Source organism: Acidithiobacillus sp. TH-A67 (genome assembly GCF_057473545.1).
Genome location: NZ_JBYCKU010000066.1, coordinates 16,265 through 27,001, shown reverse-complemented (window position 1 = coordinate 27,001; position 10,737 = coordinate 16,265). Strand labels below are relative to the sequence as shown.

Annotated in this window: 11 protein-coding genes; 9 read left to right on the top strand and 2 right to left on the bottom strand. The window is 61.2% G+C overall.

From position 1 onward, the window contains the following. Positions 1-184: 184 nt before the first annotated feature. From AC2VNM_RS10765 to AC2VNM_RS10725, 9 genes are read left to right on the top strand one after another with little or no spacing between them, the layout of a single operon-like run. Positions 185-862, top strand: a complete 678-nt coding sequence (locus tag AC2VNM_RS10765; protein WP_486913293.1) for an ABC transporter ATP-binding protein — start codon at positions 185-187, stop codon at positions 860-862. Continuing rightward, complete coding sequence (locus tag AC2VNM_RS10760; RefSeq protein WP_486913292.1) at positions 859-3,354, top strand: FtsX-like permease family protein; 2,496 nt, start codon at positions 859-861, stop codon at positions 3,352-3,354. Before AC2VNM_RS10765 ends, AC2VNM_RS10760 begins: the two co-directional genes overlap by 4 nt. Further along, positions 3,344-4,513, top strand: coding sequence for a lipocalin-like domain-containing protein (locus AC2VNM_RS10755; RefSeq protein ID WP_483166345.1), 1,170 nt, complete (start codon positions 3,344-3,346; stop codon positions 4,511-4,513). Before AC2VNM_RS10760 ends, AC2VNM_RS10755 begins: the two co-directional genes overlap by 11 nt. A gap of 42 nt (positions 4,514-4,555) precedes the next feature. Continuing rightward, on the top strand, positions 4,556-4,996 hold the full coding sequence (locus AC2VNM_RS10750; RefSeq protein WP_483166346.1) for a hypothetical protein: 441 nt from the start codon (positions 4,556-4,558) through the stop codon (positions 4,994-4,996). Next, positions 4,986-5,747 (top strand): HesA/MoeB/ThiF family protein, encoded by a 762-nt coding sequence (locus tag AC2VNM_RS10745; protein WP_483166347.1) that lies wholly within the window; start codon positions 4,986-4,988, stop codon positions 5,745-5,747. Before AC2VNM_RS10750 ends, AC2VNM_RS10745 begins: the two co-directional genes overlap by 11 nt. Then, positions 5,723-6,052 carry a hypothetical protein gene (locus tag AC2VNM_RS10740; protein ID WP_483166348.1) on the top strand — a complete coding sequence of 110 codons (330 nt, stop codon included), beginning with the start codon at positions 5,723-5,725 and terminating at the stop codon, positions 6,050-6,052. Before AC2VNM_RS10745 ends, AC2VNM_RS10740 begins: the two co-directional genes overlap by 25 nt. After that, complete coding sequence (locus tag AC2VNM_RS10735) at positions 6,042-6,848, top strand: endonuclease/exonuclease/phosphatase family protein (RefSeq protein ID WP_486913290.1); 807 nt, start codon at positions 6,042-6,044, stop codon at positions 6,846-6,848. The genes AC2VNM_RS10740 and AC2VNM_RS10735 overlap by 11 nt, the downstream gene beginning before the upstream one ends. After that, positions 6,845-7,984: an MlaE family ABC transporter permease gene (locus tag AC2VNM_RS10730; protein WP_483166350.1), complete on the top strand. Its 1,140-nt coding sequence runs from the start codon at positions 6,845-6,847 to the stop codon at positions 7,982-7,984. Before AC2VNM_RS10735 ends, AC2VNM_RS10730 begins: the two co-directional genes overlap by 4 nt. After that, positions 7,981-8,763 (top strand): ABC transporter ATP-binding protein, encoded by a 783-nt coding sequence (locus tag AC2VNM_RS10725; RefSeq protein ID WP_483166351.1) that lies wholly within the window; start codon positions 7,981-7,983, stop codon positions 8,761-8,763. Before AC2VNM_RS10730 ends, AC2VNM_RS10725 begins: the two co-directional genes overlap by 4 nt. On the opposite strand, the gene AC2VNM_RS10720 is transcribed toward AC2VNM_RS10725, so the two are convergent. Next, positions 8,760-9,383: a flavin prenyltransferase UbiX gene (locus tag AC2VNM_RS10720; RefSeq protein WP_486913289.1), complete on the bottom strand. Its 624-nt coding sequence runs from the start codon at positions 9,381-9,383 to the stop codon at positions 8,760-8,762. The two genes, AC2VNM_RS10725 and AC2VNM_RS10720, sit on opposite strands and share 4 nt — an antisense overlap. Then, positions 9,380-10,729: a UDP-N-acetylmuramate:L-alanyl-gamma-D-glutamyl-meso-diaminopimelate ligase gene (gene mpl / locus AC2VNM_RS10715; RefSeq protein WP_483166353.1), complete on the bottom strand. Its 1,350-nt coding sequence runs from the start codon at positions 10,727-10,729 to the stop codon at positions 9,380-9,382. The genes AC2VNM_RS10720 and mpl overlap by 4 nt, the downstream gene beginning before the upstream one ends. Between the last annotated feature and the right edge of the window lie 8 nt (positions 10,730-10,737).

Below are 10,737 nucleotides of genomic sequence, written 5' to 3'. Positions count from 1 at the left end.
CCACCTAGACGAAGACGGGGAAATCTCGGAAATTCTCGTCAGCGCGGCCAATACCTGAGTGATGACGACTCTAATGCCAAGCGGGATAGCTTTCTTCGATGGGTAGCGGGTGGACGGGGAACGGCTCGCATTTTTGCGGTCCAATGAGAGTCGAACATTTTTACGCAATGAGAGTACCCATTCCATGCGCTCTGCGGCCTTGAAGCTCGAAGCAGTAGGTAAACGGCAACCGGATTCCCCGCAAAGCTGGCTCTTCGAAGGGATCGCATTGCAGCTGGAGCCCGGTGAATTTGTCGCTATCCGTGGCGAGAGTGGCCTCGGCAAGAGCACCCTGCTGCACATCATTGCTGGTCTTGAACGCAAGGACGCCGGCGAGGTAACCCTGTGCGGACAGAATGTGGACAGCCTCGACGATGACGCCCGCACCCTGCTGCGCCGACGCCAGATCGGTTTCGTGTTCCAGTCGTTTCATCTGCTGCCACAGCTCTCGGCGCGGGAAAACATCGCTCTGCCCTGGCGTCTGAATGCCCTGCCCCGGCGCGAGCTGTGCGAGCGTGTGGAGGCGCTGGCAGAACAACTAGGTATCGTCCGACGTCTGGACGCCCTGCCCCGCAATCTCTCGGGAGGGGAACAGCAACGGGTAGCGGTGGCGCGGGCGCTAATTCATGGCCCAACCCTGGTGCTGGCGGACGAGCCCACCGGTAGTCTTGATCCGGAACGCGCGAGCGACGTGCTCTCGTTGCTTGGGCAAATGGGCACGGCGGCGGGCGCCGCCGTGTTGATGGTGACGCACTCTGCGGCGGCGGCAGCCATTGCCCAGCGACGTCTGGAAATGCGTCGGGACGGTTTGCACCCGCTGTGAACTCCTGGCGAATTCCTTGGCGTGCCGCCGTCTGGTTACCCCTGCGCGCTCATCCGGGGGCTTCGCTACTGGCGGTGCTGGGGGTGGCGCTAGGCGTTGCCCTGGGCCTTGCCATTGCCCTGATCAATGTGCAAGCCGTGGACAATGTGTCCTCGGGAATACGCCGTTTGGCCGGTCAGGCAGATCTGCTGCTCACCCGTCCCGGCGGCCACCTGAATGAGGACTGGTACCCGCGCCTGGCCCTAGCCTCCGGCGTGGCAGTGGCAGCACCAGAGCTGCGTGTTCTCGCGCGCACCCCCTCCGGCGCGGTGCTGCCCGTTTGGGGTATCGACGCCTTCCGCAGTCTGGCATTGGGACAACCCTTGGTACCCCTGCATCTGCAAGATCCCTTCACGCTTTTCAATCCCTTACATCTGGTACTCGATCAAATGGCAGTACGCGAGCTAAAGGTGCAGCCGGGGCAGTCGATACTCTTGCAGGTGGCGGGGGTACCGCGCCACTTCACGGTGATTGGCAGTATCGCGGACCCAGTCCCTGGAGAGGCTGTCGCTATTATCGATATTGCCAGTGCGCAGTGGCTCTGGGGGGAGGAGGGAAAAATCTCGCAGATTGCCTTGCGCCTGCAACCAGGGGAAAACGTGGCGCAATTCCAGTCGAGCTGGCAGAAACGGCTGCCACCCGGAGCCGTTTTACGCACGCCCAAGGATGCCGGCTCGGTAGCGGCGCGCGCGTCTCTGGCCTATCGCGTCAATCTGTTGGTGCTGTCGCTGGTGGCACTCTTTACTGGAGCCTTTCTGGTTTATACCACCCTCGCCTTCACTGCCATCCGCCAGCGTCGTAGTCTGGCCGTGTTACGGGTTCTGGGGCTGCGCGAGCGCGAGATTCTGTTGGCTAGCCAGCTGCAGGGGTTGGTGCTGGGCCTGCCGGGCGCGCTTTTGGGTGTGCCCTTGGGAATTTTCGTGGCACAACTGGCCTTGGCGCGCATGGGCGGCAATCTGGGAGCCGGCTACTTTTCTGCTACCGGAGCGGCGCTACAGGCGCATCCTGGCCTCTGGGCGATCTTTGCCCTGGCCGGATTGGGGGCCGCACTGTTCGGCGCCTTCTGGCCGGCCTGGAGTAGCCGGCGTCTGCCGGTGGTGCGGATTCTGGGCAATGGCAGCGAGGAGGAACTGCCCGGCGCTCATACCGGAATCGGCCTGTTTTTGCTGCTCCTTGCCACTATCGCCGCGCTTCTGCCCGCCTGGAGGGGCATTCCTTATGCTGCCTATGGCGCCATTGCCATCCTCTTGATTGCCACTCTGTTCCTGCTACCGGGGTTGCTCGCCCTCCTCGTCCGCCTTCTTCCCCTTCCTCGGGCAGCCCTGCCCCGCCTGGTGATGGAGCAACTGCGCGGTAACCCGGGGCGCGCCAGTCGCAGTCTGGCGGCCATTGTGGTGGCCTTCAGCCTGGTGGTAGCGATGGCAGTGATGGTGGGATCTTTTCGCGATTCGGTGGCGGACTGGCTGCGCGATATTCTTCGGGCAGATATCTACGTGCAAGCCGGGACAGGAGATCAGGAACTACTACCCGCGGGCGCTGGCTCGCGGCTCTGCCAACTCGCGGGCGTCGAGCGTTGTTCCCGTCTGCGTCATACTGAGCTTGCGTTACTGCCACAACGTCCGCCGGTTGCGCTACTGGCGCGCGGCATGGAACCACAGCATCCGGGTCAGATCTTACAGATTCTGCAAGAAGCTCCCAGCGATCCCAGCGGCCCGGCCCCCATCTGGATCTCCGAGATCCTTGCCGGTCTCAGCCATTGGCAGGCGGGGCAAATCATTCGTTTACCTTTGGGTGCCCATGGCGAGCGGGTATACATTGCCGGTGTCTATCGCGACTACGCGTATCAGGAGGGAGCCATCTCCGTCCCCATCGAGGAGTATCGGGCCTGGACCGGTGACCAGCGCATCAACGGAGTGGCGCTGTGGTTGGCGCCGGGAGCGCGGGTTGACGAGGTACTACGCGAGTTGCGCCAACGGTATCCAGAAAGCGGCCAGTGGCAGATTGCCACGCCGGGCGAGATCCTGCAGCGCAGCCTGCAGATCTTCGACCAGAGCTTTGCCGCCACCTACGCGCTGGAGGCGGTCGCCATTGTCATTGGCCTGCTGGGGGTGAGCAATGGCTTTGGTGCGCAAACCCTGTTGCGGCGCCAAGAGTTCGCCCTGCTGCGCGTCCTCGGCCTGCGTCGGCGCGAGGTACAGCGCCTGATTCTCGGCGAAGGCCTACTGCTTTCCCTCTTTGGTGTACTTCTCGGCACGGGACTCGGACTCCTGATCAGCCTGATCCTGATCGAACGCGTCAATCCCCTCTCCTTTCATTGGCAGATGGGCTTTCACCTCCCCTGGGGACAACTGACCATCATGGCCGGCGCACTGTTGCTGGCCAGCACGCTCACCATGCTCTGGTCAGCGCGCAAGGCGATGGGCCAGCATACGGAACTCCTGCATGATGAATAAGCGTCTGATACTGCCAACAATCATCGCTTTGGGCCTGCCGCACCTGGCCGCTGCCGCGTTGCCACCAACAGCGTTACCACGGCTGCCGACGCCACCGGTACAGGTCAGCGTAAATCACCCGTTACGGTTCCCCAATGCCTTCGGCAGCCATCCCCAATATCCCCTGGAATGGTGGTACATCACCGGCCACCTGCAAAGCCAGTCTGGTCAGCCGCTGGGCTTCCAGATCACCTTTTTTCGCCTGCTGCCAGCACAGGTTTGGGACAACCCCAGCGCCTTCAATCCGCGGCAAATTTATTTTGCCCAGGCGGCCATCAGCGATCCTCGTATCGGTCATCTTCTTACTGCGCAACGGATCGCCCGTGCTGGGATGGGGCTAGCGGGGGCAAAAAAGGACGTCACGGAGGTCTGGATCGATCATTGGTCCTTGCGGCAGAAGGGAGCGAAATATCGGGCCCGCATCGATGCCCAGTCGATAGCCTATGACTTGCACTTCCAAGCGACCCAGCCACCCTTGCTGGAAGGGCCGGACGGGGTCAGCCAGAAGGGGCCGGATCCGGCCAACGCTAGTTACTATTACAGTATCCCGCAGCTACGGGTGGCCGGCTCAGTACAAATCGACGGCAAAGTGCAACGCGTGCAGGGCAAGGCCTGGCTCGATCATGAATGGTCCACCGCGTACCTGCCCAAGCAAGCCGTAGGCTGGGACTGGATGGGCATCAATCTGGCCAATGGCGGGGCGCTGATGCTCTTTCAGATGCGCAAGGCGGACGGACGTGCACTATGGCTGGAGGGTACCTGGCGCCATGCCAATGGCCGGGTACAGTATCTCCATGGCACACAGATTTCGCTGCAGCCGCTGCGTTTCTGGCAATCGCCCAAAACCGGCAACCGCTATCCTGTCGCCTGGCGGGTGCAGATTCCCGGCCTGCAGTTTACCCTGCAACCGCTGATGAACGATCAGGAATTCGAGGCCACGCGCAGCACCGGCAGCGTGTACTGGGAGGGCGCCGTACGTGCGATCGGCGAAGACGCAAGACCGCTGGGCAGCGGCTATCTGGAGTTGACCGGCTATGGCGGACGCCTGCAGATGGGGCTGGGGCAAAGTGCCTCTGCAAAACACCACACAGCAGGCCGGACTATGGATATCCGAAAATAATCCACGGATGCACTTTTTCCGGTCTTGGACTACTATTCTGACATGCCAGCAAATTCTGATTCTTTGCTCGATCGTTTTTTTACGCGCTTTGCCCGGCGCAGCATCATCGTCCATGCGGGTTTTCCGGAGGGCTACTTCGCTGAACTGCTGAAGCAACCCGGTGGCGGCGGCCACTTCCGCGTCGATATCCGTATCGCTCCCAGCAGTCCTCCTTCCCCCATGGATTGGGTAATCCACAAGCAGGTGCTGACACTGGATTTACCCCTCCCCTTACTCATCAAGGTGGGGGAAAAAGAACTCTATATTCGCCATCTGGTGCAGGGGAAAACGGCCGGGCATCCCAGCGAGATTTTGTGGATGATGGATTGTATTGGCGAACGTTACCACGCGCGTCTGCGTCGCTCGGCGGGCAGTCTGCTGGCAGAGACAGGCATGGACGTGAGTGACAACCGCATCGACTACGATTTTTACAATGAATCCTGAGCTCGATGATGCCGGGCTACTGCGCTATGCGCGGCAAATCCTGCTGCCGGAGATCGATGTGGCGGGCCAGCAGCGCCTGACGCGGGCACGCGTAGTGATCATCGGCATGGGCGGACTGGGCTGCCCGGCGGCACTCTATCTGGCCGGCGCCGGCGTTGGCATTCTCGGCCTCTGCGATCCGGATATGGTCTCGTTGAGTAACCTGGCGCGGCAGATTCTCTACACCGAGGCCGACATCGATCGTCCCAAGGTGCGCGCCGCAGCAGAGCGTCTTCGCACCCACAACGCGACTGTCGAGTGCATCGTCTACCAGCAGGCCGCCACAGCAGAATTTCTCGACAGTGTGCTGGCTGACTACGATCTGGTACTGGACTGCAGCGACAATTTTGCCACACGGCACGCGGTAAACCGCGCCTGTCTGGCAGCGCACAAGCCCCTGGTCAGCGCTGCCGCCATCCGCTGGAGCGGCCAGTTGGCGGTCTTCGACTACCGCCTACCAGATGCCCCCTGCTATGCCTGCCTCTATCCCCAGGGGGGTGCCGACGAGGAGGATCGCTGTGCGACAATGGGAGTGATGGGTGCACTGACCGGTATTCTCGGTACCCTGCAGGCGCTGGAGGCCACGCGTCTGTTGCTGGGCCTCGCCTCTCCCGTTGCTGGTAAGCTGCTGCTGGTGGATGCCATTGATCTGGCTTTCCGCACGATTTCCCTGCAAAAGGATCCACAATGTCCGGTCTGTGCGGGCGCCTGAGCATACCCCGCACCCTCGCCCAGGACCTGCTCTCGGCACTGCAGCTCGGAGGAGGGGATGGCTGGGTGAGCCGCCGCGGCGAGGAATATTTTCTCTATCAAGGCGCAGATCAGGACTGGCCGACGCTGGCAGCAGCCCTGCAAGAACGCGGTGAGACGCTTTTTGCACGCTTTGGCAAAGTACGGAAACCAGAAGGCCTGGCCTTGTGGCATTTTTGCATGGCCGAGGTGGAAAAAGGGGTACTGACTCTCGCGGCAGAGGGTCCAGACGCTACCCCGTGTGAGTTGGCTATTTATGGCGACTGATACATCGAGCTTTCTCGTAGCCACCCAAAACGTCCAGGTAGGTATCGGCTCGCAGCGCCAACACCATGTCGTCTCCCACAGTTGGCGGTATCTGCTACCCCACCCACAAAGCCTGCACAATCTACGGGAGATCGCCGCCAACCTGCAGGGTATGGACATCGTCGGTCTCAATGAAGTGGATGCCGGCTCTTTCCGCAGCCAGTATCTCAATCAGGCGGTATTCCTGGCGGAACAGATCGGGATCCCCTACTGGGTTCAACAACGTACGCGCGACTGGGGCGACATAGCGCAGCACAGCAACAGCCTGCTGTCGCGTTGGCCGTTGCAAGAAGTCGAATGTCACGCCTTTCAAGGCACCCTCAAGGGCCGAGGACTACTCCGCGCAATCATCGAAGTGGAAGGGCGTCCGGTGCAGGTCCTGATTACCCACCTCGCTTTGGCAAAACACGGCCGCATGCGGCAAGTGCGCCAACTTCTGCCTTTTCTGCAGACTTCCCTACCGACCATATTGCTGGGCGACCTCAATTGCGGACAGGGAGCCAGCGAGCTTCGGCTGTTGCGCGAGGAAGGTGGCCTGCAATCGCCTACGCATCAACCGGCTACCTTTCCCAGTTGGTCGCCGCAGTGGCAATTCGATCACATTCTGATCAGCGAAGAATTACAGTTTGCGGAGGTCTGGACCTGTGCCGGACAGCGCTCTGATCATCTCCCGTTGATGGCGCGACTGCAGTGGAAGGATGCCGGCAAAAACTTGGGCAAAGCGAGCACGACAGGCATACTGTCGCAAGCCCAATGAGTAGTGAGCCCATGCGCGCCAATCCCGATACCTTTAGCTCTGCAAGCTGGCATCTTGATAGCGACACTCTGCGCCTGGAGGGTTACTGGACGCTCGCGCAGGTGTCGCGGCGCTTGGCCCGGATTGAGCGGGAACTGCGCCGCCTGGGAGAGGGAAAGTCCTGGGATCTGGAAGCGATCGAAAAGCTCGACAACCTCGGTGCCTTGCTGATCTGGCGCAGTATGGGACGCCAGTTTCCCGAGCGACTCAAGGTGCGGGAGCAACACCGTCCGTTGTTTGAGCGCCTGGCACAGACCCAACCCTTGCAACCTCGGTACAGCGCGCCAGGCGTCTTCGCCCTCCTCGACCGCCTGGGTGCCCACATCCTTTCTGTGCTGGCCGACCTGTGGGGACTCTTTCTGCTTTGGGGCAATCTGCTGCAGGAGTTCTTCTTTGCCCTGCGCCGACCAGCGCATTTCCCCTGGAAGGAGATCTCCGCCACCGTCGTCAAGACCGGCCCGGATTCGTTACCAATCCTCACCCTCATCGGTTTCTTGATCGGTATCGTCATCACCTATCAGTCGGCCCCTACCCTGGCCAGCTATGGCGCCAACATCTACGTCATCAGCATTGCCGGCATTAGCATCCTGCGCGAATTTGGGCCCATGATCGCGGCCATCATCATTGCCGGGCGCTCCGGCTCAGCTTTTACCGCGCAGATTGGCGCCATGCGCGTGACACAGGAACTCGACGCCCTGCAGACCTTTGGCGTGTCGCCGGCGCAACGTCTGGTCCTGCCCAAGGTCATCGCGCTGGCCATTACCATGCCCTTATTGGTGATCTGGACCGATCTGGTGGGAATCTTCGGCGCCTTGTTGGTCTCCGACTTCAGCCTGAGCATCAGTCCGAGTTTTTTCCTCCGCGAATTGCCGGTGATGGTGCCCTCCTTCAATTTCTGGTTGGGGGTCATCAAGGGCGTGCTCTATGGCATCCTGATTGCGTGGGTGAGCGGCTTTCATGGCCTGCGAGTCAAGGCCAATACCAACAGTTTGAGCCGGGAAACCACCAACTCCGTAGTACTCTCCATCACCCTGGTCATCGTCATTGACGCCATCCTCGCCATCCTCTTCGCCGATGTGGGACTGTCGCCATCATGAGCGCCGTCATTCGCTGTATGGATCTGGGCACCCGTTTTGGCAGCCGCTGGATTCATCGCCATCTGGACCTGGAAGTGCAGGCCGGCGAGATCCTCGCCATCGTTGGCGGTAGCGGCAGCGGCAAGACCACACTGTTGCGCAGCATTATCGGTCTCAACCCCATCGCCGAGGGAAGGATTGAGATCTTTGGACAGTCCCTCGATCGTCTCGATGGCAAAGCCGGTCGTGCCTTGCGCCAGCGCTGGGGGGTATTGTTTCAGTTGGGCGCCCTGTTCAGCGCGCTGACGGTTTTTGAGAACATCGCTTTCCCTTTACGCGAATGGGGCGGCTTTCGCAAAGAGGACATCTGTGCCCTGGTGGCGCTCAAGCTGCAAATGGTCGGCTTGCGACCAGAGGATGCAGACAAATTGCCGGCCGAACTCTCCGGCGGCATGGTGAAGCGGGTGGCGCTGGCCCGCGCCCTGGCCCTGGATGCCGAGATTCTGTTTCTGGACGAGCCTACCTCTGGCCTCGACCCCATTGCTGCCGCCGATTTTGATCAATTGCTGCGACAGATTCAGACGGACATCGGTCTGACCGTGGTGATGATCAGCCACGACCTGGAGAGCATCGCCGCGACCGCCGACCGGGTAGCAGTGCTGTCTGGTGGCAAGGTGCTCAGCATCGGGCCCCTACAGGAAGTCGCGCAGGTGGACGATTCCTATGTGCGCAACTTTTTCCATGGTAGCCGTGGCGAACTGGTCCTACGGAGTCTGCGGAATCGCACCGCAACGCCCTAGTCTGCGGCGGCTCCCCAGCGGGGCCCGATCTGCCGGGCAATCCCAAGCTGATCGAGGATACGGGCCACGACAAAATCGACCAGATCATCGACACTCTGCGGGCGCTGATAAAAGCCAGGGCTGGCAGGTAAGATGCAGACGCCCAAGCGCGCCAGCTTGAGCATGTTCTCCAGATGAATCGCCGAAACCGGACTTTCCCGCGGCACCAGAATGAGCTTTTTGCCTTCCTTGAGCATTACATCAGCAGCGCGTTCGATGAGATTGTTGGAAATCCCCTGCGCGATTGCCGCGAGGCTCCCACCGGAGCAAGGACAGATAACCAGGGCCTCAGGGGCATAGGAACCAGAAGCGAGGGGCGAAAACCAGTCCTCCTGCGCATAGGTACGCAGCACACCGTCATCGATGCCAGTTTCGGCGCGTAGGCTGGCGGCCAGATCCTCCGGACGGGCGGAAAGCTGCAGGCCGAGCTCCTCGAGGAATACCACCCGTGCCGCCGCCGACAACACTAGATGAATTTCTGCATCACTGGCCAGTAGATAGCGTAACAGGCGCAATCCGTAGATCGCCCCCGAAGCACCAGTCATGGCCAGACCCAGACGCCGCCGTACAGGTACACTCATGCGGCAGTCTCCATGGCTTGCAGCAACCGACCGTGAATGCCACCGAAGCCGCCGTTACTCATCACCAGTATCTGATCGCCGGAATGCGCGGCCCGGGCAACGGCAGCGATCAGCGAATCCAGCTCGCGATGCACCTGCGCCATCGGCACGGCTTGCTCGGGTCTCCATTCCAGGTCTGCAGGCGCATAGAGGAATACCTCATCCGCTCCAACCAGACTCGGTCCTAGAGTCTTTTCGTGGACGCCCAGCTTCATGGTGTTAGAACGCGGCTCCAATACGGCGAGGATGCGTGCCTCCCGCCCCACCCGACTGCGCAGGGCAGCGATGGTTTTGGCGATAGCGGTGGGATGGTGGGCAAAGTCGTCGAAGACGGCAATGCCGCGGACGGTACCCCGCAACTCCAGGCGGCGACGCAAGCCACGAAACTCGCCCAGGGCGGCGCAACTGCTCGCGATCGGCACACCCGCATGGCGAGCGGCGAGGACGGCGGCAAGGGCATTTTGTGCATTGAACTCGCCCATCGACTGCCACTGGACCTCGCCGTGCTTCTGCTGCCCATCCCAGATACTGAAATGGCTGGCATCAGCGGATTCGCTACGAACATGCCAGCCGGACGCCTCGGCAAAGAGCAAATCCGGCGTCCAGTGACCCCGTCGCCAGACGCGCTCCAGGGCCTCCTCCCCCGCCGGTCGCAGGATCAGGCCGTTGTCAGGGACGGTACGCAGCAGGTGATGGAACTGGGTTTCGATCGCCGCCAGATCGGGGTAGATATCCGCGTGATCATATTCCAGGTTATTCAGAATCAAGGTACGCGGATGGTAATGAACGAATTTGGCGCGTTTGTCGAAAAAGGCGGTGTCGTATTCATCAGCTTCGATAACAAAGAAGGGGCTATCCGTGAGCCGCGCCGAGTTGGCAAAGTTGTTGAGCTCCGCGCCTACCAAAAAGCTCGGTTCCAGTCCGGCATATTCGAGTATCCAGGCGAGCATGGCGCTGGTGCTGCTCTTGCCGTGGGTTCCCGCCACCGCCAGCACCCAGCGTCCCTGCAGGATCTCCTGCGCCAGCCACTCAGCCCCGGAGCGATAGGGCAAGCCTTGGCGCAACACCGTTTCGACCAAGGGATTAGCGCGCGACAAAGCATTGCCGATAATCACCAGATCGGGCAAAGGGTCTGGCAAGCTGCGTGCGTAGCCCTCCTCGATCGCGATCCCCTCGCGGGCCAGCAACTCCGACATGGGTGGGTAGGCCTGCGCATCGACCCCGGAGACCTCATGCCCGGCAGCGCGGGCGAGCAGGGCCAGACTGGCCATGAAGGTGCCACAGATGCCGAGGATATGGATGCGCATGGAAAGGC